The 22,229-nt window shown below is 61.7% G+C and carries 27 protein-coding genes; 18 read left to right on the plus strand and 9 right to left on the minus strand.

What is annotated here, in order from left to right:
• Positions 1-15 precede the first annotated feature (15 nt).
• The 5 genes from ACFWXH_RS08455 to ACFWXH_RS08475 all read left to right on the plus strand — a co-directional run bounded on the left by ACFWXH_RS08455 (position 16) and on the right by ACFWXH_RS08475 (position 2,573).
• Complete coding sequence (locus tag ACFWXH_RS08455) at positions 16-441, plus strand: hypothetical protein (RefSeq protein ID WP_379119216.1); 426 nt, start codon at positions 16-18, stop codon at positions 439-441.
• 185 nt (positions 442-626) lie between these two features.
• On the plus strand, positions 627-1,058 hold the full coding sequence (locus tag ACFWXH_RS08460; RefSeq protein ID WP_054310718.1) for a hypothetical protein: 432 nt from the start codon (positions 627-629) through the stop codon (positions 1,056-1,058).
• Between the two features lie 110 nt (positions 1,059-1,168).
• Entirely contained in the window at positions 1,169-1,447 is a 279-nt protein-coding gene (locus ACFWXH_RS08465) for a DUF982 domain-containing protein (protein ID WP_379119219.1), read from the plus strand.
• Between the two features lie 207 nt (positions 1,448-1,654).
• Positions 1,655-1,906, plus strand: coding sequence for a hypothetical protein (locus ACFWXH_RS08470; protein ID WP_379119221.1), 252 nt, complete (start codon positions 1,655-1,657; stop codon positions 1,904-1,906).
• A 229-nt stretch (positions 1,907-2,135) separates the two neighbouring features.
• Positions 2,136-2,573, plus strand: coding sequence for a GFA family protein (locus ACFWXH_RS08475; protein ID WP_379119224.1), 438 nt, complete (start codon positions 2,136-2,138; stop codon positions 2,571-2,573).
• An 18-nt stretch (positions 2,574-2,591) separates the two neighbouring features.
• On the opposite strand, the gene ACFWXH_RS08480 is transcribed toward ACFWXH_RS08475, so the two are convergent.
• From ACFWXH_RS08480 to ACFWXH_RS08495, 4 genes are all read right to left on the minus strand, one after another.
• Positions 2,592-2,888 (minus strand): hypothetical protein, encoded by a 297-nt coding sequence (locus ACFWXH_RS08480; RefSeq protein ID WP_379119225.1) that lies wholly within the window; start codon positions 2,886-2,888, stop codon positions 2,592-2,594.
• 288 nt (positions 2,889-3,176) lie between these two features.
• Positions 3,177-3,800 (minus strand): hypothetical protein, encoded by a 624-nt coding sequence (locus tag ACFWXH_RS08485; protein WP_379119227.1) that lies wholly within the window; start codon positions 3,798-3,800, stop codon positions 3,177-3,179.
• Between the two features lie 51 nt (positions 3,801-3,851).
• Positions 3,852-4,577 (minus strand): hypothetical protein, encoded by a 726-nt coding sequence (locus ACFWXH_RS08490; protein ID WP_379119229.1) that lies wholly within the window; start codon positions 4,575-4,577, stop codon positions 3,852-3,854.
• Between the two features lie 126 nt (positions 4,578-4,703).
• Complete coding sequence (locus ACFWXH_RS08495) at positions 4,704-5,789, minus strand: ABC transporter substrate-binding protein (RefSeq protein WP_379119231.1); 1,086 nt, start codon at positions 5,787-5,789, stop codon at positions 4,704-4,706.
• A 250-nt stretch (positions 5,790-6,039) separates the two neighbouring features.
• Between ACFWXH_RS08495 and ACFWXH_RS08500 the strand changes: the two genes are divergently transcribed.
• The 4 genes from ACFWXH_RS08500 to ACFWXH_RS08515 all read left to right on the plus strand — a co-directional run bounded on the left by ACFWXH_RS08500 (position 6,040) and on the right by ACFWXH_RS08515 (position 8,211).
• Positions 6,040-6,237: a hypothetical protein gene (locus ACFWXH_RS08500; protein ID WP_054310710.1), complete on the plus strand. Its 198-nt coding sequence runs from the start codon at positions 6,040-6,042 to the stop codon at positions 6,235-6,237.
• 115 nt (positions 6,238-6,352) lie between these two features.
• The gene (locus ACFWXH_RS08505) at positions 6,353-6,625 is read left to right on the plus strand and encodes a hypothetical protein (RefSeq protein WP_054310709.1); all 273 of its coding nucleotides are present in this window, start codon (positions 6,353-6,355) and stop codon (positions 6,623-6,625) included.
• Positions 6,626-6,722: 97 nt separating this feature from the next.
• Positions 6,723-7,043 carry a hypothetical protein gene (locus ACFWXH_RS08510; protein WP_054310708.1) on the plus strand — a complete coding sequence of 107 codons (321 nt, stop codon included), beginning with the start codon at positions 6,723-6,725 and terminating at the stop codon, positions 7,041-7,043.
• Between the two features lie 121 nt (positions 7,044-7,164).
• Positions 7,165-8,211, plus strand: a complete 1,047-nt coding sequence (locus tag ACFWXH_RS08515) for an ABC transporter substrate-binding protein (protein ID WP_161808071.1) — start codon at positions 7,165-7,167, stop codon at positions 8,209-8,211.
• Between the two features lie 75 nt (positions 8,212-8,286).
• On the opposite strand, the gene ACFWXH_RS08520 is transcribed toward ACFWXH_RS08515, so the two are convergent.
• Positions 8,287-8,640 carry a helix-turn-helix transcriptional regulator gene (locus tag ACFWXH_RS08520; RefSeq protein WP_054310706.1) on the minus strand — a complete coding sequence of 118 codons (354 nt, stop codon included), beginning with the start codon at positions 8,638-8,640 and terminating at the stop codon, positions 8,287-8,289.
• Between the two features lie 250 nt (positions 8,641-8,890).
• Here ACFWXH_RS08520 and ACFWXH_RS08525 point away from each other — a divergent pair, with 250 nt between their 5' ends.
• Positions 8,891-10,066: an MFS transporter gene (locus ACFWXH_RS08525; RefSeq protein WP_054310705.1), complete on the plus strand. Its 1,176-nt coding sequence runs from the start codon at positions 8,891-8,893 to the stop codon at positions 10,064-10,066.
• A 3-nt stretch (positions 10,067-10,069) separates the two neighbouring features.
• Here the strand turns inward: ACFWXH_RS08525 and ACFWXH_RS08530 are convergent, their stop codons facing one another.
• Both ACFWXH_RS08530 and ACFWXH_RS08535 read right to left on the minus strand, forming a co-directional pair.
• On the minus strand, positions 10,070-10,945 hold the full coding sequence (locus ACFWXH_RS08530) for a protein-L-isoaspartate O-methyltransferase (protein WP_054310704.1): 876 nt from the start codon (positions 10,943-10,945) through the stop codon (positions 10,070-10,072).
• Between the two features lie 90 nt (positions 10,946-11,035).
• Positions 11,036-12,403, minus strand: coding sequence for an Nramp family divalent metal transporter (locus ACFWXH_RS08535; protein ID WP_379119235.1), 1,368 nt, complete (start codon positions 12,401-12,403; stop codon positions 11,036-11,038).
• Between the two features lie 279 nt (positions 12,404-12,682).
• On the opposite strand from ACFWXH_RS08535, the gene mntR reads away from it, so the two are divergent.
• Entirely contained in the window at positions 12,683-13,138 is a 456-nt protein-coding gene (mntR, locus tag ACFWXH_RS08540) for a manganese-binding transcriptional regulator MntR (RefSeq protein WP_379119237.1), read from the plus strand.
• Positions 13,139-13,144: 6 nt separating this feature from the next.
• Here mntR and ACFWXH_RS08545 read toward each other — a convergent pair whose 3' ends face one another.
• Positions 13,145-14,035: a polysaccharide deacetylase family protein gene (locus ACFWXH_RS08545; RefSeq protein ID WP_379120876.1), complete on the minus strand. Its 891-nt coding sequence runs from the start codon at positions 14,033-14,035 to the stop codon at positions 13,145-13,147.
• A gap of 225 nt (positions 14,036-14,260) precedes the next feature.
• On the opposite strand from ACFWXH_RS08545, the gene ACFWXH_RS08550 reads away from it, so the two are divergent.
• Positions 14,261-15,193 (plus strand): neutral zinc metallopeptidase, encoded by a 933-nt coding sequence (locus ACFWXH_RS08550; protein ID WP_379119239.1) that lies wholly within the window; start codon positions 14,261-14,263, stop codon positions 15,191-15,193.
• A 199-nt stretch (positions 15,194-15,392) separates the two neighbouring features.
• On the plus strand, positions 15,393-16,661 hold the full coding sequence (locus ACFWXH_RS08555) for a TCR/Tet family MFS transporter (protein ID WP_379119241.1): 1,269 nt from the start codon (positions 15,393-15,395) through the stop codon (positions 16,659-16,661).
• Positions 16,662-16,710: 49 nt separating this feature from the next.
• On the opposite strand, the gene carA is transcribed toward ACFWXH_RS08555, so the two are convergent.
• Entirely contained in the window at positions 16,711-17,916 is a 1,206-nt protein-coding gene (gene carA, locus ACFWXH_RS08560) for a glutamine-hydrolyzing carbamoyl-phosphate synthase small subunit (RefSeq protein ID WP_379119243.1), read from the minus strand.
• A 241-nt stretch (positions 17,917-18,157) separates the two neighbouring features.
• Between carA and ACFWXH_RS08565 the strand changes: the two genes are divergently transcribed.
• The 5 genes from ACFWXH_RS08565 (at position 18,158) to ACFWXH_RS08585 (ending at position 22,107) form a co-directional block, all read left to right on the plus strand.
• Entirely contained in the window at positions 18,158-18,607 is a 450-nt protein-coding gene (locus tag ACFWXH_RS08565) for a GatB/YqeY domain-containing protein (protein WP_379119245.1), read from the plus strand.
• Between the two features lie 140 nt (positions 18,608-18,747).
• Positions 18,748-19,122, plus strand: a complete 375-nt coding sequence (locus tag ACFWXH_RS08570) for a YciI family protein (protein ID WP_054310696.1) — start codon at positions 18,748-18,750, stop codon at positions 19,120-19,122.
• Positions 19,123-20,361, plus strand: a complete 1,239-nt coding sequence (locus ACFWXH_RS08575) for an RNA polymerase sigma factor (RefSeq protein WP_379119247.1) — start codon at positions 19,123-19,125, stop codon at positions 20,359-20,361.
• Between the two features lie 12 nt (positions 20,362-20,373).
• Positions 20,374-20,856, plus strand: a complete 483-nt coding sequence (locus ACFWXH_RS08580; protein WP_379119249.1) for a GNAT family N-acetyltransferase — start codon at positions 20,374-20,376, stop codon at positions 20,854-20,856.
• Between the two features lie 195 nt (positions 20,857-21,051).
• Positions 21,052-22,107, plus strand: coding sequence for a TRAP transporter substrate-binding protein (locus ACFWXH_RS08585; RefSeq protein ID WP_054310693.1), 1,056 nt, complete (start codon positions 21,052-21,054; stop codon positions 22,105-22,107).
• Positions 22,108-22,229 lie beyond the last annotated feature (122 nt).

Below are 22,229 nucleotides of genomic sequence, written 5' to 3' on the forward strand. Positions count from 1 at the left end.
AACAGGAGGCCAGCCATGAAACACCAAACCATCGACCAGCTTAAACAGGTCGCGCAAATAGATGCTGCCCATCGCCTCGATATGTCGAGGGCGGAGCGCCTGACCCGCTGGGCGGAGCTTCTCGAGATGGAGCCGCATCGCCGTCTCGCCACCTTGCATCAGACCGAATACCAGGCACTCAGCGTGCGCAGCACCATGCGCTGCGCCGGTTCGCCGATTTCAATCGCATACGACGACCCTGTCCTGCGCGAGCAGGGGCTGGCCGACGATACCTATGGCGAGGCGAAGCGGTTCTTCGAGCTCACCGACGCCCAATTGCACGGTGCGCTCTGCTACTGCCACTATGGCGCGACCGTGCGGGCTGCCACCGCCGCCCGAAACGTCCGTGCCGCGATCAAGCCGGGGCTGTTCACGCGGCTGCAGGAATTCTTCGCCCGTTAGGCAGGCGGGGCGCGTGACTGGCCGGCCAGGCAAGCGCTGAAAGACCGTCGCGGGCGGGTTCGTCGAGATCGACCCCGCCTGTGGACATGCCCGTTCAAAACAGTCCACTGGCTCTGCTGCTGGCAATTGTGAGTTGCCCGGTAGCATCCTGGCGGTTAGCGTCCCGCTCCCAGAAGGAGCGAGCAATGGATTATCGAACAGCGACCCCCGCCGATCTTGCCGAGATCTTTCGCAACCTCTCCCTGCGTATGGCCGACCAGTACACCGCGGCCGGGCTGAACATCGAGGATGCGAAGGACGAATTCCTGATGAGCTTGAAGGAAGGCCGGGCCCATACCTTGCTGGATGACGGAAATCCCGTCGCCATCATCGCCTGGCGGGAAGTCGGTGACGCCGCGCAGACCGCCTTCGCGGCCCATGAAAGCTTCTTCTCGCGTGGGAGCGTTCGATTCTGCAAGGCGCATATCCGGCGTATCCAGGAGCTTTGCGGCAACCTGCCGATCGATTCGTTCAGCTGGTCCGACCGGCCCGAGATCGCCAAATGGTTCCGGATCCTGGGTTTCCGCGAAAAGGGCAGGGAGAACGGCTACACGGTCTATGAGCTGGACCGGGCCTAAGCCGGCAACTTCACGAACTCTGATGCGGGTTCTTCATTTGTGACGGCGGCAAACCAGTTCTCGCCCGTTTCTCATAGTGGAATGAAGTCTCACTTGAGGAGCCCTTACAAATGGCGAACCCGAAATTCGACCGTCCCGTACCCGTTCGCATCGACGACCCTCGCGATGTGCAAAGTGCGCGGGACGCCTACGACATCCTGACCCACTGGCAGGGCATCCCGGACCTTGACCATACCGGCGCCATCGCGGTCTGCCGCAAGGCCTTCAAGGGCCAGCGCAGCGGCAAGGAGGCACGGCTGGCCTTCCAGCGATTTGCCCTGAACAACGGCATCCTGGTCGAGGATGGAACCGCAACAGCCATATCTTCGCGCAGGTCCCGCCTGCGCTGACGATGCAGCCAGGTGCATCGGCCCGTTCTCGATCTCCAATTTTCGGGAACTTTTGGACTGTTTGGCCTGTTTTTTCAGCAAGAAGAACCAGCGATGTCAGGCAGCGTTGTGCCCGCCAGGGGATTCACGCGAAGCGTCTGCCGCGAACTCACCCGGTGACGTGAGCGCAAGCCGCACAAAACAGCGAGGTGAGGCGGAGGACCGTCGATGATCGAACTGACGGAAATGGAGCAGCGCTTTCTCAAGCGCGTGCACAAGGTCATTCATTTTCCATGGAAAAATAAGGTCAAAGCCGTGGATGCCAGCGGCAAGGCGATGCGGCTGTCGCGCGCGACGTTCGAACGGCTGCGGGATGACGGCATTCTCATCCGCTCCTCCAGCGATATCACCTCCAACACCTACAAACCGATCAATGCACCGGTCACTCCGGAAGTGGATGAGGTGCTGTCGGACGCCTGACCATCAGTGAACGAAAAGCACGATCCAGACAGGCCGCTTTGGCCGCAACTTTTTGGAACTGGGCCGTTTCGTTGCCGTTCTCCTTTTTTACAAGGGGAACACGAGAATGTCTGTGAAGCTCTACTGGACGATCTACACCGCCTGCCTGGTGGTCGGCATGGGCGTTGCGACGATGATGGTCGTCTCCTGGTAGTCGGTTCGCCGCGCCCGCTGTTTGGGAGTTCGATCCATGGATCATATCCGGCGCGGCCACTGTTTTTGTGGTGCCATCGAAGCAGAGGTGAGTGGTGAGCCGTTTTGGATCTGCTACGACCACGACGACGATTGCCGGCGGGCCATCGGTGGCCCGCTCACCATCTGGATCGGTTTCCGGCCAGCGCAGGTCAAGCTGACCAGAGGCGAACCCAAGACCTTTTCCAGGACCCAGGGCGTTGTCCGCTGCTTCTGCGGCGAATGTGGCACTTCCATAGGCTATCGCGACGAAGGCCTGCCGAACGAACTCTATCTCAGCATCGGTTTCATGGACGCCCCGGAGACATTTTCTCCGGTCGCCCATGCCTATTGGGAGCTAAGGCTGCCCTTTATCGCGATCGAGGATAGTCTTCCCAGGATTGATACTTATTCAAGGCCGCGCGATCCGGATTTCGGCAATCCGAAAGACCGGTGACGGGCCCGGTTCACAGTTTCAGCGAATGCGCGCCAACGGGGCTATGCGCTTGCGGTGGCGCAACCAGAGCAGCCCGATATTAACTGCAAATCCCCCGGCAAGTCCGGCAAGCCAGATGCCTGTGACGATCCTGGCCAGAGCCTGCGCGGCGTCGTCGCCGCTGTAGCGGTATTCCTGCCAAATCCAGAAGCAGGAAATGATGAAGGCCAAAACGGCCACGGCAAGCAAGCTCGTCAACCAGTTCCGCATAGCCAGCGTGCCGACAAACGGGATGAGAAGGATCACGATTCCCGCTATCCAGAACATTGGTTCCATGACCCGCCTCCGTGACCTTCCCATCCCGGCCCCCGCCAACGGTACTCATGCCGGGAACACGGCCCACGCCCGCCAGGGCATGTTTTGTCTACAGCAGGACGTGAAGGGTGGATGTGAACCGCTTCACGGTCGATGGGATTACCTGCGCGCCCCGTTTCGCCGGCGTCTCGGACGCTGCGCGCCGATCTGGAGCGTTTCCGTTTTTACGGAAACACGGAAATGCTCTAGCTACTTGTTTCTACGCAATTCCGGACGGAAAGCCGCTGCACGCTTTTGCCGGAAGCTGCTCTAACGGTCGGGGCAGGTCTCGGGCAGGTCGTCGAGCCCTTGCTGCGCCGTCTGGAATGTCGCTGTGGTGTCGCCATCCTTGCGCGTAAGCCGCACGACATAGATGCCGTCGAAATCGTCGCCCTTCCATTTGGGCACGGTATCGGGATCGCCGTCATGGTCCTTCATCAACTTGCGCGCCAGCTTGACCAGTTGCTTGTGCTCCCAGGCAACGACGACCAGTGCGTTTGCATAGGCCTTGTCTTCGAGCTCATCCTGGAGCTTCGAAATATCTTCGACGCCAATGCCGACATTGAGAGGCAACACGAACGCGACCGCCATCGGCTCGACCGTGGCAAGGGGCCTGACATAGTCATACGCCGTGCCCTGATCGGTTTTCTTGTCGGCCGGATTGGGCGCGAAAATAGCGGCGGGAATGCCGAAGCGGGCCTTGATCACGGCAGGTAGCCGCAACGACCTGTTGAGGCCCTGGCAACTGAGCTGTCCCAGCCCTTGCGCCGGTTTTTCGCCATGGCGGATCAGCACGATGGTCTCGACGCTTTCGGCCGCAACGGCCGTGCTTATCGAGACGAGCATGGACAAGAACGCAGGAATGGCGAGACGAGCGGTTTGTGATCGCGTCATGTTCCCAACGTTGCTTGTCCGGTCCGATACGATACGCGAGCAAGCGTATGGCTACGACCGCCCGATATTGGCAAACCGCGCCTCGCGTGCCTGCTGCAGAGCGTAGAAGGCAAGCAGGATCGCCGCGTCAAGCTCGAAGACCTCTTCCATCGCCGACAGGGCGGGCGAAGAGGAGGCGGAAATGTCGATGACCTGTGCCAGGCCGATAAAGGGAAAGTGTGCAAAAAGCAGTGTGTGGGTCGAGAGACGTTTCGGATCGCCCCTGAAACCTCTCAGGACTTGCATCGCCACAAAAGCCACCAGCGCGACGGAGGCCGCAAGCATCAGTCCCACCAGCAGCCAGGCGAGGAGCGGGTTCAGGTCACGCATCAGGCGAAAGACGACAATCAGCAGATCATGGAAGCCGTCCAGCTGCCCGCCACCATAAAGCGGCGGCGGCTGGAAGCCGAGCAGGCGCGAACCGAAGCTGGTTTCGTCCATCAGCTCGGCAAAGCCGATCAGGCCCGCCAGAAGAAGCGGCAGCCGCAGTCCCCAGGTGGCGATTGAAATGCCGGCCTCGATGGCTGCCACCGCGAAGAAGACGGCGGTGGCCATTTCGACGATGCCGTCTTCCTGCAAAAGCAACGGCCGAAAATCCGGCGCCCAAACGGCGACGAAAGCCGCGAAAGCGGTCGTCGCGCCAACGAACAGGAATGCAGTGAGCAAAAGCCCGAACTGATCCATCCCACGGGCAAGATCGACGGTTGTGGGATGTCCGCCATGAAGACCTGTCGCCACGGTTCCTCTCCTGTCGCAAAACAGTCACGAAATCGTCACGTAGATCCGGTTTCGGGCAAAGGAGGGGCGGGATTGTGAGCAGCTGAGCACATCGTGAGGCAGCTTGTAATAGAGCCGTGTTTCGGCTCAGCCTGCGTGGAGGACCCGAAAGCCGCCCGGCTCCGTCGCATTCCGTTCAACGACCTGGATTGGCGCCCAGACCCATTGCCACACGCTGATGCCTGGTGTGCGGGTGAAACGGATTTGTCCGCGGGTACCTTTCACTGTGATGCACGACCAGGCTTCGGCGATGCGATCCCGATCGACACCACAGGAACGCAGCATCTCCGCGAGGACGGCGATCGTGTCGTAACCCTCGAAGGCGACAAAGGAAGGCATTGCCGCCAGCCGCCGACGAAGAGCCACGTCAACGCGCGCACCGAGGGGGCTCAGACGCTCGGGCAGGTAGCGCAGGAACGGGATCGCGGCGCTGTCCTGGCCCAGCAATGTCGCAAATTCGGCAAATTCCGGCTGCCCCGCCGGCGCGCCGATCATGATTTCGGCGAGGCGCCGGTCGCGGCGGACGGCCTCGACAAGGGACACTGCCGGTTCGGGGTAGCCGACCAGAAGAAGCAGGGCCGTGGCGCGGTTGTCGACGAGTTCGTCGCATACCGCTGAGGGGGCGAGCGAACGCGCGTCGAGTTCGATGACGGTGCCGCTATGTCGACCGAGATGGTCGCGCAGAATACGGGCTCCGGAGGCCCAGTAGACACTCTGATCGACTGCCAATGCAATTCGGCTGTGACCTGCGCCAAGCAAGTAGTCGGCAAAGACTTGCCAGCCGCGGGACTGCGCCGGGGCGAGGCGGGCGACCCATTGCGTCGGCTGCTCGGTGAGCGCGTCGAGAACCGCGGATGAGCAGAGGAACGGCAGGCCGAGGGCATCCGCCCTGGCAGCGGCGGCGCGAGCGACGACGCTGTGATACTCTCCAGCCAGGGCACATACGCCCAGGTTCGCCAGCTCGTCCACTGCCGCCGCGGCCCTTCGGGGATCGGCCGCGGTATCCCGGATTACCAGCTCAAGTGGTCTTCCGACGATTCCGCCGGCTTCATTGACGTCGTCGACGGCCAACTCGATCCCGGCAAGCAAGTGCCGGCCCGCCTCGACCCAGCCAGGCTGGGTCAGCGGGACCAGAGCGCCGATCCGAACGGGTGATCTGTCAGCCGTGTTCATGTGCTGGTCTTACGAAAGCGGGAATGGCGTGGACAGGGACAGTGCAATACGAATCCGACAATCTGTATTGTTGCGGAGGCCAGTACAGTGGTGCGTGAACCATACGGCTCCACCGGCCGGTTCGACGGGATGAAATGCGTAAGCCATAGTCGAGTATTTCAGGTCCCGGTCGCGCCCAACGACCCCTCCCTTGATTTTCAAGCGAAGTTGCCTTCCGTTGTTTTGGCAATGGTTGGAACGGGAGCGCAAAATGGTCGCCGACTACATCGACCAGTTCATCATGTTCTGTGTTGGGCTCTGGATGTCCGGGATCGGATTCGGGCTGCTTGCGTTTCCGATTCAGGCCAATCCCGGGCAGCCGGCGTGGTGGAGCCATCTTATCAAGCATTTCAAGTGGATGGGTCCACTTCTTATCATAATCGCCATCGTCCTGGCTGTTGCCAAATAGCACATTCAGGCCGGCTGCCCTCAACCAGGAAGAGCAGCATACTGCGTGGTTTGAGGCAGGCATGCCCGTCTCTCGTCCTGCTGGACAAATTCCGGCTTGTTCGTATTGTCGCGACATGGGTGGAGCAGGCATTTCAATCGAGCTGAGCGACAAGGAAAAGCGCTTTCTCAAGCGTGTCGCGACCATCACCTATTTTCCCTGGTCGAACAAAGTCGCCGCTGCCGATTCCAGGGGCAAATCGATGCGGATTTCCCGCGCCACCTTCGAGCGGTTCAAGGAAGAGCGCATCATCATTCGCACCGGCAGCGGCCTGACTTCGAACTCCTATTCGGTCAATCCGTTCCCGATCGCCCCTGAGGTGGAAGAGATAAACGTTTCTTCCCGATAGCTGATCTCGCCGCAAGCTGATGTGCAGCGTGCCTCTTTGTCCGGGCCAGATCCCGTGACATGGTACTTTCCGGCGGGCACAGCAACGGAGACCGATCATGAGACTGCTTGCCATCGCTGTTGCCGGCCTGCTCTCCACATGGGCCGCGCAGGCCGAGGACATGCAGTTTCCCGACGCGTCCGAAACGCCTGAGGAACTGATCACGCTCTGGAAGGAGAGCAATTCAACCTGCCGCGGTGCCCCCGGTGGAGATGTCAAGGTCGCGGCGGCATGCCTTTCGCGATCGGTCTATGGTGCGGCGCTAAACGAGCGGAACTGGTGTCTTGGCAAGAAGGATCAGGCGAGCGCCGAAATGACCTGGCACAAATGCGGAGCGGATTCGCTGCGGTTCCCTCCGTTCATAATTCCCGAGCAATAGTGGTCCAAACAACGGTGAGATGAGTAAATCTCACCGGTACAGCCAGCTAAACTCCTTTGACGTGGAGATTTCACCGGACCGACAATTCCCCGGCGTTATGCCAACGCAAGAGGGAGTTGCGATGCTTACGAGACGCGAATTGCTGGTCACGGCGACATCGGCGCTGACAGTCAGCGCAATGGGCGGAAGAGCCTTCGCGGAGCCGGATGAGGCGCTTGTCGCGCGGGCCCGCGAAGAGGGTAGCATCACCTGGTATACGGGCATCGTGGTCAATCAGCTGGTACGGCCAGTGGCGGCTGGATTCAAGCAGCGCTACGGCATCGATGTGCGGTTTACCTCGGTCACCGAGGCAGAGACCGTGCTGCGCATGCGAAGTGAGGCGAATGCCGGCCAAAACCTGGCCGACCTGTTCGACTCATCAGGCGCCGTCTTTCCGCCCTTGCTGGCCTCCGGCCTTGTCGGTCAGTTCCGGCCGTCCAATGCCGCGTCGTTCTCGCCAGATATGAAGGACAAGGACGGCTACTACACTGCCATCTATTCGATCTATCTGACCACCGGCTACAACACCGATCTTGTCAGCGAGGACGAAGCGCCCAAGAGCTATGAGGACCTGCTCGATCCGAAATGGGAAGGCAGGATGGCCTGGGCCGATACGCCCGCGTTATCAGGCCCAGCCGGTTTCATCGCCAATGTGTTGAACGTCATGGGCGACGAAAAGGGCATGGAATATCTGAAGAAGCTCTCGAAGCAGAGGATCGTCAACGTTGCCGGCAACCAGCGCGTGGTTCTGGATAACGTCATTGCCGGTCAGTATCCGATCGGGCTGATGATCTATAATCACCAGACCTATATCAGCCAGGCGAAGGGAGCTCCGGTCAAGGCCGCGAGAACCGAACCGTTCGTGGGGCATCTTGGAGCCATCTTCCTTGCCAAGAACGCGCCGCATCCGAATGCAGCCAGGCTGTTCATCGAATATCTGTGCTCGCAAGAAGGGCAAGAACTGGTTCGCGAGGCGGGTTATCCGCCCGCCGATCCGCGCGTTCCACCCAAGGAGCCGGGAACCAGCCCTGTTACCGCAGACTTCAAATACAGGATGCTGACGCCTGCGGATGCGGGTGAGCCGCTGAAGAAATGGGTCGGCATCTACAACGAGCTGTTCAAGGCGTAGCCGCCTTTAGATGCCTTCTCGAAACGCCTTGCAAAATAGTTTCACGGGTCGCGAAGGTGAGACGAAAGGCGTTTTTCACGCCATTTCGACCGATTCCTCTATCTTGGGGATTGCTGCGAATTCGACGCCGGCAACGATGCTGTCGAGCAGGCCGGGGAAGCGTTGGTCGAGGTCCTCGCGGCGCAGCGTGAGGAAGCGCTGGGTGCCGACCACTTCGGTTCGGGTGACCCCCGCCTCGCGCAGCTTGGCAAGGTGGTAGCTGAGATTGGTCTTTGATCCCAGCGCCAGGAATTGACTGCAGTTCATCCGTCCCTTGCCGCCTTCGCGATGGGCGAGGTGGGCGACGATGGCCAGCCTGGTCGGGTCGCCAAGCACGGAGAGCACCAGCGGCAGGCTGATCTGATCGGTGGTCGGGTGCGGCAGGGTCATAGACACGCGCTCAATAGGGGACATGCGCTCAAGGTAGGGCCGTTTTCGGCCTGGTTCAATGCGCCGGCAAACCGTGCGCTTCGACGGTCCACTGACATGAGGCTGGCAGGAACCTTGTGCCATGGAATTGAAAAACAGCCAACCCTTGTTCAAATATTCAATGTTTTTTGAACAAAGCCTCGTCGCGGGCGATTGACAAATCGCCAAAGCAAGTTCAATTGTTCAATAATCTTTGAACTAAGGATTTCCCATGGACAAGCGCCTCTATTGGCTTGCGCTCGGTTCGTTCACCATCTCGACCGAGGGTTTCGTCATTTCCGCCCTGCTGCCGGAGATTGCGGCTGATGCCGGCATCTCAGTGCCGGTGGCGGGTGTGCTGATCACCGCCTTTGCGCTGGCCTATGCGGTTGGCGCGCCGGTTCTGGCGACACTGACCGGCGATTGGGACCGTCGTCGCATCATCCTGTGGACGCTGGCATTCTTCGTGTTCGGCAATGTCGTGGCCGGGCTTTCGTCTTCCTTCGCAGTGTTGCTTGCCGCGCGCATCGTGATGGCTCTGGCGTCAGGGCTGTTCGCCGCAACGGCACAGGCAACGGCGGTGTCGCTGGTCGACGCCCATCACCGCGCCCGTGCGATTTCCGTCGTGGTCGGCGGCACCACCGTCGCGGTGGCGGTCGGCGCGCCGCTCGGCGCGCTTTTGGGAACCTTCGCCGGCTGGCGCGGCACCTTCTTCGCGGTGGCGGCGCTCGGCGCGCTGGCGGGACTGGTGTTGGCCTGGCGCCTGCCACGTGGGCTGATCGGTACGCGATTGCCGCTTCGGGAACGATTGCGGGCAGCGTTGCGTCCCGGCGTGCTGCCGATCCTCGTCCAGACCCTGCTGATCCTGACCGGCGCTTTCACGGTCTTCTCCTACATTGCGCCACTGGCGATCGAAGGGGCCGGTCTGAGTGAGATCGCCCTGCCTGGTTTGCTGCTTGCCTTCGGCGTCGGCGCCGTCGCCGGCAACATCACCGGCGGCCAGATGGCGGACCGCTTCGGCGCGACGCGTACCGTCGCGTGGTCGTTCGGGCTGGTCACCATCGTTCTGGCGTTGATCTCGGCGGTGCCTTTGCTGCCGCATCCGTTCGCAGGGCCTGTGCTGTTCGTGTTGGTCGCTGCCTGGGGCCTGATCGGCTGGGCTTTCCCGCCGGCGCAGGCCAGCCGCATCGTCAAACTGGCACCGGATGCTGCTCCCATCGTGCTCTCGCTCAACGCGTCGGCGCTCTATCTCGGTGTGGCGCTGGGCGCGGTCGTTGGCGGTCTGGTTCTGCAATATGGCGGCACGGCCGATCTCGGTATCGCGGCGGCCCTGTTTCCTATCGCCGGCCTTGGCGTGCTGCTGCTCAGCCAGCGCGCCGCACGGCCGGTGGCCATGCCAGCCGAATAGGGGTCAGGCCGACTTTCGGGGATCAAGGCTTCGCGACGAGAACCAGACATCGCCGAAGATAGCGATGGCGGTTGCGTCCGGAGCCTTCTGTCTGGTCAGAAACACGGAACGGCTGCGCTTGGCTTGGGCGGAAGTCGGCACCTTGACGGTTGCACCGGGAGTGGTGTCCGGATGCGAGGCGCCGATGCAGGGGATAAACCAAGAGCGCATGAAGGGCTGACAGGCAAAGCCCTTTTCCTGCCGCGTCACCATGACCGCAAGACCGACCTTTTCCACCGGCCGCCAGGGAAAGACCAGCCGGCCTCCCGGTTTCAGCGCCTGCAGCCAGGAAACGGGCGGGGCAATGGCGCCGGCATTGACGTATATGACGTCCGACGGCGGCAATTCTTCGCGCACGGCGTCACCGTGGATGACAGTCACGTTCGTGTAACCGGCAAGATTGTCGACGGCACGAGCGGCAAGATGGGCCTCATATTCGTAGGCCGTTACCTTGCCGCCAGGCTCCACGAGCCTGGACAGGATGGCGCTGTAATAGCCGGTGCCGGCGCCGATATGGGTGACATGTTCGCCCGGTTTTGGCGCTATTTTCGTCATCCACATGGCGTGCAGCAGCGGTTCGCCGTTGTTGATGCCTTTATCGCGATCCAGCGCCACCAGTTGGTTCTGATAGATATGGACCGGATCTGCGCTTGGCGTCTCGACCGTGTTTCGACCGTTGCGCGCCGTCCAAGGGGTGGTGATCACCGTCCAGGGGCCGGGACCAAGGAAGGCTTCGCGCGGTATCGCGGCAAAGGCCTCCTCGAGGCGCGGATCTTGCGCTCCGGCATGCGAGGCCAGCAGGCGGGCGTAAAAACGACGGGCTTCGGCGACACGGCTCATGGATACTTAGAAAACCTTGCGGCGGCGCGGACACAATATCAGCACTGCCGCAACATAGCCGATTTCTTGGACAGCCGTGTGGCGACTGCCTCAAACGAGACCGGTGAAGGTGTCGTAGAGCAGCTTTAGGTTCAGACCAACGATCACCGCCGCTACCACCCAAGCCAGGATCGCTACTCCCCTGGGGATGGCGAATGAGCCCATTTTGTTGCGGTCCGAGACGAAGTGGACCAGCGGGATCACCGCGAAGGGGAGCTGCATCGACAGGATGACCTGGCTGAGCACCAGCAGCTCCGCCGTGCCTTTTTCGCCGTAGAGCGCCGTGACGATCACCACCGGGATGATAGCGAGGCCACGGGTGAGCAGACGGCGTGCCCATTGCGGTATGCGCAGATGAAGGAAACCCTCCATCACGATCTGGCCGGCCAGGGTCGCCGTCACCGTCGAGTTGAGGCCCGAAGCGAGCAAGGCGATGGCGAACAGGGTAGAGGCGATGCCGAGACCAAGCAGTGGCGACAGCAGCTCATAGGCTTGTCCGATCTCGGCGACATTCTGGTTGCCGCTGCCGTGGAAGGCGACTGCCGAGACGATGAGGATGGCGGCATTGACGAACAGCGCCAGCATCAGCGCGATGGTGGAATCCAGCGTCGCCCATTTGATGGCGTCGCGTTTGCCGGATTCGGTGCGCGGATAGGCGCGGGTCTGCACAATGGAAGAGTGCAGATAAAGATTATGCGGCATCACGGTGGCGCCGATGATGCCCATGGCGATGTAGAGCATGGCCGGATTGGTGACGATCTCGGACGACGGCACGAACAGGCCGTGCAGGATCGAACCCGGCTCGGGCGCCGCCGCGAAGATCTGGATGGCGAAGCAGCCGAAGATGATGATGAGCAGCGCGATCACGAAGGCCTCGAGATAGCGGAAACCCTTGTTCATCAACAAAAGCACCAGGAAAGCATCGAGCGCGGTGATGAGTGCGCCGCCAATGAGCGGAATGCCGAACAAAAGATTGAGCGCGATGGCCGTGCCGATCACTTCGGCGAGGTCGCAGGCGATGATGGCGAGTTCGCAGGCCACCCACAAGGCGTAGGCAACGGGCTTGGGATAATAGGCACGGCAGGCCTGGGCGAGGTCGCGGCTGGTGGCGATGCCGAGGCGAGCGGCCAGTGCCTGCAGCAGGATCGCCATCAGGTTTGACAGCATGATGACGAAGAGCAGCGTGTAGCCGAACTGCGCGCCGCCCGCGAGGTCAGTGGCCCAGTTGCCCGGGTCCATATAGCCAACCGAGACCATATAACCGGGACCCATGAAGGCGAACAGGCGGCGAAGCCAGGTGCCGGTGGTGGGCACGGCGATGGAGGAGTTGACTTCCGGCAGGCTCGGTCGGCCGTCGCCCATCGACCGGAAGAAGGCCTTTCCGGAGGGCATGGTTTCGGCGACGTCGGCGTCTTGCATGCGAAGTCCTGCTGGATTGCGGATTGTCTAGCAATTCAAATTTATGCCGTCGCTCAACATTATGCAATATGCTATATTTTATTGTCTCGGCTTTTTGATCGCATCTCGATTTTCGCCTAAAGGCGGCTTGGAAGGTGCTTCGGGCGATACGGCGCGCGCTGAAACGGCGGATTTTTCGACCTTTCGAACGAAAATAGAAAAGGCGCTGAAAAATCAGAGCCTGTGCTATAAAAGCAGAACGCTGGTTGAACCGGCTGTCTGCATGTCAAGGAGAAGCGATTGGCGTCGAGACCACGATCAGTCCCGCGCGACGAGCCGTTGCCGGATGCGGAGGTGCATTCAGAAGGGTTTCGGCACACTCGCGAAGCGCGCCGCAGCGCGCTGGTGGAAGACTATGTCGAACTGATCGCCGACCTGATCGAGGACGGTAACGAAGCACGCCAGGTCGACATCGCCGCCCGGCTTGGCGTGGCCCAACCGACTGTGGCCAAGATGCTGACTCGACTGTGCGCCGATGGGCTGGTTTCGCGAAAGCCCTATCGCGGCGTGTTCCTGACGGAAGCGGGGCGCAAGGTTGCCGACGAGAGCCGTATCCGTCACCAGACGGTGGAAGCTTTCCTGCGTGCACTCGGCGTGAGTGCCGAAACCGCCCGCATTGATGCCGAGGGCATCGAGCACCATGTCAGCGCCGAAACGCTGGAGGCATTCCGGCGCGCCATGGCGAAGGGATTGTAGGGCGGCTCAGTTCCGCATGGTCTTCGGTGCTGGATAGCCGGCGCTCATGTTGTGGGTGAGCGAAGACACCAAGAGGTTTTCGGCGCGACCGCCGGGCACCAGGCGAACCACCTTGTAGCCACGCTCCTTGAGATCTGCCAGCAGGGCCGGCAGCATCTTGCCGGTGCGCGCATGGATATCGTGCATCAGGATGATGCCGGAACCACGCGCTTCGACACGAGCGAGCGTGCGCTGGCGCAGCTGTTCGGGACTCGATTGGAAATAGTCCTTGGAATCGATGTCGGCGTCGATGACGGTGATGCCGCGCGCCGCCAGTTGCCGACGCTGCCGTGGCGTTGAGGTCAGGTAAGGGAAACGGAAGAAGGGCGCGGCGCGATAACGTGTCGGCACCAATGCATCCGAGACGTTCTTCATACCACTGTTGATCTGTGCTTCAGCGTCTGGCGTGCTGACCTGTGTGAGATTGGCATGGCTCTGCGTATGGGTGCCGATGGTGTGGCCGCGCATGGCCACTTCGCGCACCAGCCTGGGATAGGCATGCGCCATCTGACCGACCATCAGGAAGGTCGCTTTCACGCCGACCTTGTCAAGCGCGTCGAGCACGGCGGGCGTGCGGCCAGGCACCGGGCCATCATCGAAGGTCAGTGCCACTTCGTGCTTGCGCAGCCTGAGGTCTGAGACGCTGTCGACCGTCACCGTGCGGCCGGCGAGGCCGCCAAAGGATAGCGGAGGGGTGGCGCCGGCATCCCTGGTTGCTGTTTGCGTTGGTTCGGCGACGAAGGCGAGCCTGGTCTCACCGCCCGCCATATTGTGGCTGGCGGTACCGCAGGCAGCGCTCGTTACAACGATGAAGACAAAAGTGAAGACACGCGCCAGACGGCGTCCAAACGAAACCACAGCCAAGCTATCCCCTTGAGAATGTGGTGGTTTTATTGCGATTATGGTTACTGAATGGTTTACAAACGGTTGTTCTGGCTGGCGTTTTGACGGTCACAGGAGGAGATTTCGTGGTCCGGCAAGCGTGCTTGCACAACGAAAAATCCTGTGACTTGCCGCAACCGTTGCGATAACACTGATCATGTTCGGCCAGGCGGCCGAGGCTAGTCTATGCGAGGAGTTGCCATGCTCTGGAAGGGTCGCCGGCAGAGTGACAACATCGAGGACAACCGCAGCAATGGCGGCGGCGGTTTGCCGGGCGGTCTTGGGGGCGGACCTGGCCAGTTCCGCATTCCGATCGGTGGCCGTGCCGGTGGTGGCGGCCTGTCCACCATCATCATTCTCGTGGTGCTCTATTTCGGGCTGAAGTTCCTCGGCATCGATCCGATCCAGGTGCTGGGCGGCGGTGGCGGCAGCTTGCTGCCCGGCGACAACAGTCAGATCAGCCAATCCGACCAGCCAGGCCAGAGTGCACAAGCCAATGACGAGATGAAGCAGTTCGTCGCGACCATCCTGGCCGAAACGGAAGACGTCTGGACCGGTGTTTTCCAGGCCAATGGCCTGACTTACGAGCAGCCGAAGCTCGTGCTGTTCTCCGGTCAGATCCGTTCCGCCTGCGGCTTTGCCAGTTCTGCGTCAGGGCCGTTCTACTGCCCGGGCGACCATAAGGTCTATCTGGACACGGCCTTCTTCGATCAACTGTCGCGGCAGTTCGGCGCTTCCGGCGACTTTGCCGAGGCTTATGTGATCGCGCATGAGGTCGGCCACCATGTGCAGAACCTCACCGGTGTACTGCCCAAGTTCAACCAGATGCGGCAGCGCATGAGCGAGGCCGACGCCAACCAGATGTCGATGCGGGTCGAACTGCAGGCCGATTGCTTCGCCGGTGTCTGGGGCCGTTTCACCGCGCAGAAGGGCATTCTGGAGCAGGGTGATCTGGAAGAGGCATTGAATGCGGCCAAGCAGATCGGCGACGACACGCTGCAGAAGAAGATGCAGGGCTATGTCGTGCCGGAAAGCTTCAACCATGGCACCTCGGCGCAGCGCCAGCGCTGGTTCAAGGCCGGCTTCGATTCGGGCAAGCTGTCGTCCTGCGACACCTTCAACAATCCGATCTGACATGGCGTCGAGGCGGCACCAGGTGCCGGTCTCGCGGCATGGAAGGAAAGACGAGAGAACATTACTTCACAAAACGGCCCTTCTCCTGACGGCTGCTGTCAGGAGAGAGACTAAGTGCCCGTTCTTTCATTGTTCTTATGGCAAGCTTCCCCTATAAGAGCCGTCCCGCCGTAACGAGGCGGATGAGGGACGTGCCATCATGTTGGAAGCCAAGACCGCCAGACGAGGCCTAATCCTCGTCTTCACCACCCTTTTGCTCGACATTATCGGCTTCGGCATCATCATGCCGGTGCTGCCGGCCTATCTGCAGGAACTGACCGGCGTTGGTGTGAGCGAGGCGGCCATCGAGGGCGGCTGGCTGTTCTTCGTCTATGCCGCCATGCAGTTCGTGTTCGCACCGATCATCGGCGGCCTCAGCGATCGCTTCGGCCGTCGCCCGGTGCTGCTTGCCTCGGTGCTGACCTTTTCGATCGACAACCTGATCTGCGCCATCGCCTGGTCCTATCCGATGCTGTTCATCGGGCGGGTGCTTGCCGGCATTTCCGGTGCCAGTTACTCGACCACTTCGGCCTTCATCGCCGACATCTCGACCGATGAGAACAGGGCCAAGAATTTCGGCCTGCTCGGCATCGCCTTTGGCGTCGGCTTCGTCATCGGTCCTGTGCTCGGCGGTCTGCTCGGCACATTCGGGCCGCGCGTGCCGTTCTATTTCGCTGCCGGACTTGCCCTTCTCAATTTTATCATCGGGTATTTCCTGCTGCCGGAAACGCTGGACAAGAAACATCGCCGCCGCTTCGAGTGGAAACGTGCCAATCCGGTCGGCACGCTCATGCAGATGCGCAACTATGAAGGCATCGGCTGGATCGGACTGGTGTTCTTCCTGATGACGCTCGGCCATATGGTCTATCCGGCGGTTTGGTCGTTCGTTTCCACCTATCGCTATGGCTGGAGCGAGCAGCAGATCGGCTTTTCGCTCGGCGCTTTCGGATTGTGCGGGGCTATCGTCATGGCGACGATCCTGCCGCGTGTCATTCCCGCACTTGGCGAGTGGAAGACAGCCGCGATCGGACTGTCCTTCACGGCCGCAAGCGCCATTGGCTATTCCTTCGCCATGCAGGGCTGGATGATCTACGCCGTCATCGTGGCCGGCTGCCTGGAGGCGCTCGCGGATCCGCCGCTGCGCAGTCTTGCCGCCGCCAAGGTGCCGCCCTCGGCACAGGGCGAGCTGCAAGGTGCGATGACCTCGATCTTCTCGATCACCTCGATCATCACGCCCTTGCTCTATACGGCGATCTTCTCGTGGTTCACCGGGCCGAACGCTCCGGTGTTGTTCGGCGGCGCTCCCTATCTGCTGGCTGCATTCTTCCTGGCCATGTCGGTGCTTGTCTTCGTTACCAAGGTGGCGAAACCGACGCCGAAGGAGGTCGAACAGATGCACGCCCAGGAAGGGGCTGCTGGTGGTCATTGAAACGAAAAAGGCGGCTGAGGCCGCCTTTTCATTTATCGAAGTTGAGACGTTAAGCCCGTTCGGCCAGCGCCGGTTCGCCCTTCTTGGCGCGGATCAGGTTGGCGAAGCGGCGGAACAGATAGTGCGAATCCTGTGGACCCGGCGAGGCTTCCGGGTGATGCTGCACGGAGAAGACCGGACGACCCTTCAGCGTGATGCCGCAATTCGAGCCGTCGAACAACGAAATATGAGTCTCTTCAACGCCTTCCGGCAGTGACTTGGAGTCGACCGCGAAGCCGTGATTCATCGAGACGATCTCGACCTTGCCGGTGGTGTGATCCTTGACCGGATGGTTGGCGCCGTGGTGGCCTTGGTGCATCTTCTCGGTCTTGCCGCCGAGCGCCAGCGCCAGCATCTGGTGGCCGAGGCAGATGCCGAACACCGGGATATCGGTCTTGAGCAGCCCCTGGATGACCGGGACGGCATATTCGCCGGTGGCGGCCGGATCGCCAGGGCCGTTGGACAGGAAGATGCCATCCGGCTTCATGGCCAGAATCTCCTCGGCGCCTGTCTTGGCCGGCACCACGGTGACCTTGGCGCCTAGGCCGGCGAGCAGGCGCAGGATGTTGCGCTTCACACCGTAGTCGATCGCCACCACATGCATGGTGGGCTCGGCCTGTTCACCATACCCCTCATTCCAGGCCCAGGGTGTTTCCTTCCAGACCGAAGACTGGCCGGAAGTGACTTCCTTGGCGAGGTCGAGGCCGACGAGACCCGACCACGCGGCGGCGCGGCGCTTCAGGTCAGCGATATCGAATTTGCCGTCAGGGGCGTGCGCGATGACCGCATTGGGCATGCCTTTCTCGCGGATCAACGCGGTGAGCGCGCGCGTGTCGATGCCGGAAAGGGCGACGATGCCGCGACGCTTCAGCCACTGGTCGAGATGGCCGGCGGCGCGGAAACTGGACGGGTCGGTCACGTCGGCCTTGAAGATGGCGCCAACGGCGCCGGCGCGCACCGCGGGGTTCAGATCCTCGATGTCCTCGTCATTGGTACCGACATTGCCGATATGCGGGAAGGTGAAGGTGACGATCTGACCGGCATAGGAGGGGTCGGTGAGGATTTCCTCGTATCCGGTGAGCGCGGTGTTGAAGCAGACTTCGGCGACGGCCGAGCCGGTAGCGCCGAGGCCGCGCCCTTCGATGACCGTGCCATCCGCCAGAACCAGAAGGGCGGTCGGCTTTTCGGTGGTCCAGGGGGTGGTCGCGGCGGCCATGGCGGGCTCTCCATCAAGAGGCGGACAAGAAGCAACCGTTCCGGTTTCAGATTGCGCGCCAAAAAGCGCCGGGCAGCTTTGCCCACGCCAATCCATGTAACCAGTTTGGTTGCAAGGCCTTCCCATAAGTGAAGGGGCGGGCAGGGTCAATCGCCACAAGGCACGCCAGGGCGGGATTCGTGCCGCAAGCTTGTGATTTCGGCTGAAATGCCATTTATCAGGTCAACCAAGGAGAAGAACGATGCGCGAGAAGGTCACCGAAGAGGTCAAGGCAGCCATGAAGGCGGGCGACAAGCCGCGGCTCACCACGCTGCGGCTGATCCAGTCGGCGATCAAGGATCGCGACATCGCCAACCGCGGCAATGCCAAGGATGCGGCCAGCGACGACGAGATCCTGCAGATCCTCGCCAAGATGGTGACGCAGCGCGAGGAATCGGCCAAGGCCTTCGAGGATGGCGGCCGGCCGGAACTCGCGGCCAATGAGCGCGCCGAGATCGCCATCATCCGCGACTTCCTGCCCAGGCAGATGGACGCCGCCGAGACGGAAACGGCGATCCGCGCCGTCATTGCCGAGACAGGTGCGGCCGGCGTGAAGGACATGGGCAAGGTGATGGCCGCGTTGCGCGAAAAATTCGCCGGGCAGATGGATTTCGGCAAGGCGAGCGGCGTGGTGAAGGGGCTGCTGGGTTAGCAGCGCTGTTGCAGGAAGGCGGCGGTTCGGGCGCCTTCCGCAGGACCGGAATTTTTTCGAGAAAATTTTTCGGGCGATGTCGAATCCGTGTCGAGCCATTCGACAAGGGGCGTCAACAACACACCGCAAGGAGATGACCCGTGCGCTATATCTGCCTGATCTACTATGATGCCAAGAAGCTGTTCGATGGCAGCGCCGAATCCAATGCCGCGCTTGCCGAGTGCGCCAACCATGACGAGAAGCTGAAGGAAAGCGGCCATTTCGTTGCCGGCGAGGCACTCGAACTGCCAAGCAGTGCCATGACCGTACAGGTGCGCGACGGCAAGATGTCGTCCACCGACGGGCCGTTCATGGAAACCCGCGAGATGCTTGGCGGCATCATCGCCATCGACGCCCGCGACCTCAACGAAGCGGCACGGGTGGCCAGCACCCATCCGCTGGCCCGTATCGGCTCGATCGAGGTGCGGCCTGCGGTGGATTTCTCGACGCCGCCTCCCACCCTGGATGATCTCTGAGTGACGGAAGCCGAAGCACGCGCCACCATCGAGGCGGTCTACCGCAGCGAGAAACGGCGCGTGCTGGCAACGCTGATCCGCCTGCTCGGCGGATTCGAAGCGGCGGAGGAGGCCTTGCATGAGGCCTTTGCCGCCGCCGCGCAGCGCTGGCCAGTCGATGGCGTGCCAGCCAATCCCTATTCCTGGCTGGTCTCGACGGGGCGTTTCAAGACCATCGACCGCTGGCGACGGCAGGCCAGGCTCGCCGCGGCCATACCGGATCTCAATGCCCTGGCCGACACCACGGTGGAAACCGTGTTGCCGGAAACGATCCACGACGACGAATTGAGGCTGATCTTCACCTGCTGCCACCCGGCGCTGGCACCGGACGCGCGCATCGCGCTGACACTGCGTGAGGTCGGCGGGCTGACCACGGAAGAAATTGCACGCGCCTATCTGGCGCCGGCGCCTACGATCGCGCAGCGGATCGTGCGTGCGAAGGCGAAGATCCGCGATGAGGCTATCCCTTATGAGGTACCGGATCACGCCGAATTGCCGGCTCGTATCGAAAGCGTGCTGAAGGTGATCTATCTCGTCTTCAACGAAGGTTATGCGGCGACCGAAGGGCCGGAGCTGACCCGGACCGATCTGGGCACCGAGGCCATCCGGCTTGGGCGGCTGGTGGTGGGGTTGCTCGATGAACCGGAGCCGATCGGTCTTTTGGCGCTGATGTTGCTGCATGAGTCCCGGCGGACGGCGCGTGTCGACGCCGCGGGCGACCTCGTTTTGCTGGAAAATCAGGACCGCTCACTGTGGAACAGAGACCTGATCGCGGAGGCCTTTGGCCTTGTCGAGCGCGCGTTTGCCATGCGCCGGGCTGGGCCTTACCTGCTGCAGGCGGCGATCGCGTCGGTTCATGCCGGCGCTTCTTGCATCGAGGACACCGACTGGGCGCAGATCGTCGGCCTTTATGACATGCTATTGCGTGTCGATCCCTCGCCGGTGGCATCGCTCAACCGCGCTGCCGCCATTGGCATGCGCGACGGCCCTGCGGCGGGCCTGGCAGCGGTGGAAGCGGTGCTGGGCGAAGGTGGTCTCGACGGCTACCACCTGGCGTATGCGGCGCGCGCCGACATGCAACGCAAGCTCAAGCAGATGGAGCCCGCCAAGGCTTCTTATCGACGTGCGCTGGAATTGGCGCGGCAACCGGCAGAGCGCCGGTTCCTGGAAGCGCGACTGGCCGAAATCGAGGGCAGCTGAGCTGGTATCGCCATGGCAGAGAAAACAGCGTCGAAACGGCCCTTCATGGTCCTGCGCCATGCGCGTCCCGCCGAGCGCCAAGCACTCGAAGAGTTGCAGTGGCGGGCCTCGCTGGTGCATCCGGCCTATCGGGGTGCCCTGCTTCAGGACCGAAGCATCGTGCATCTGCCTGCCGAGCATCTTCGGGACGGTTCCGCCGTGGTTGCCGAAGTCGATGGCAAGGTAGCGGGCTTCGCCATCATACTGCCGACCGGTAACAGGGAAGCGGAACTCGACGGTCTGTTCGTCGAGCCGGAAATGGCAGGCCAAGGTATCGGCAGGGCACTGGTCGAAGACGCCAGACAGCGTGCTCGAGTGTCCGGTGCCACGGTGCTGAAGGTCGTCGCCGCGCTGGAAGTCGAGAATTTCTACCGCCGTTGCGGTTTCGAGCTGGCAGGCGAGACAGAAACCCTGCTTGGCAAGGCGTTGGTTATGGTCCAGCTGTCGCGGGATTGATCGGGCTGTTGGCAAGTGATCGTTCGAAACGCGTTTCGTGGCATTGGCTTCCGTGGTCAAGGGCGCTACCAATTTCACATTGTGAAATTTTGGCCGCTGGCCTGGGGCAGATCTGCTTGACAAGCCTCCTGCCAGCCCACAAGTTCCACGTTCTAGATAACGCGTTAACTATCGACTGTTCCAGGGAGGATAGGAATGGCCATCTCGCGTCGGAAATTCATGCAGGGTTCCGCTTCGCTTCTGGCGGCGCCGGCGCTGCTCGGCTCTACGGGCGCCCGCGCGCAGGAGAGCGTGACGCTCAAACTGCATCACTTCCTGCCGCCGGTCTCGAACGTGCATGCCAGGCTGCTGGAGCCGTGGGCGAAGCAGGTGGCCGCCGACAGCGGCGACAAGCTGAAGATCGAGATCTATCCGGCCATGCAGCTCGGCGGCAAGCCGCCGCAGCTTTATGACCAGGCGCGCAACGGCGTCGTCGATATCGTCTGGACTCTGCCCGGCAACACGCCCGGACGCTTCCCTTCGACGGAAGTGTTCGAGCTGCCTTTCGTTGCGGCACCCAAGGCAACCGCCAATGCACCGGCGGCGCAGGAATATGGCGATGCGCATCTCGCCAAGGAGACTGCGGACGTCAAGCTCTTGTCCTTCTGGGCGCATGACCAGGGCCTGATCCACACCAACAAGCCGATCGCCAAGATGGAGGATCTCGCCGGTCTCAAGCTGCGCAACCCGACCCGATTGGCCGGCGAGGCGCTTTCGGCGCTCGGCGCGGTTTCGGTGTCCATGCCCGTCCCGCAGACTCCGGAAGCACTGGCGCAGAAGGTGATCGACGGCGCCGTGATCCCCTGGGAGGTCGTGCCCTCGATCAAGGTCGACGAACTGACCCGCTATCACACCTCGGTTCCCGGCACGCCAACGCTCTATACCACCACCTTCTTCCTCGCCATGAACAAGGACCGCTATGCCGGCCTGCCGGATGACCTGAAGGCAGTGCTCGACAAGAATTCTGGCATGACCTTTGCCAAGCTTGCAGGCAAGATGTGGGACGATGTCGGAACGGAAGTGGCGGCCAAGGTGAAGGCCAGCGGCAAGAACACGCTCTCCGAGATCAGTGAGGAAGAAAAGGCTCGCTGGATCGAGGCGACCCAACCCGTTCGCGACAAATGGGTCGAGGACATGAAGGGCAAGGGGCTGGACGGCGCCGCGATGATCGAGCAAGCCAAGGCGCTGATCACGAAATACAGCGCGGCTTGATGCCTGCCATGGCCGATTGCGCCCAAGCGGACTTGCGTGGCTTCTCACGCATCGTCTGCCTGGCGTGTGTTTTATCGCAGGTTCTTATCGCAAAACCGCAAGACACTTTTGCGGAACCTGCC

The organism is Mesorhizobium sp. NPDC059054, from assembly GCF_042739215.1.
Lineage (GTDB): Bacteria > Pseudomonadota > Alphaproteobacteria > Rhizobiales > Rhizobiaceae > Mesorhizobium.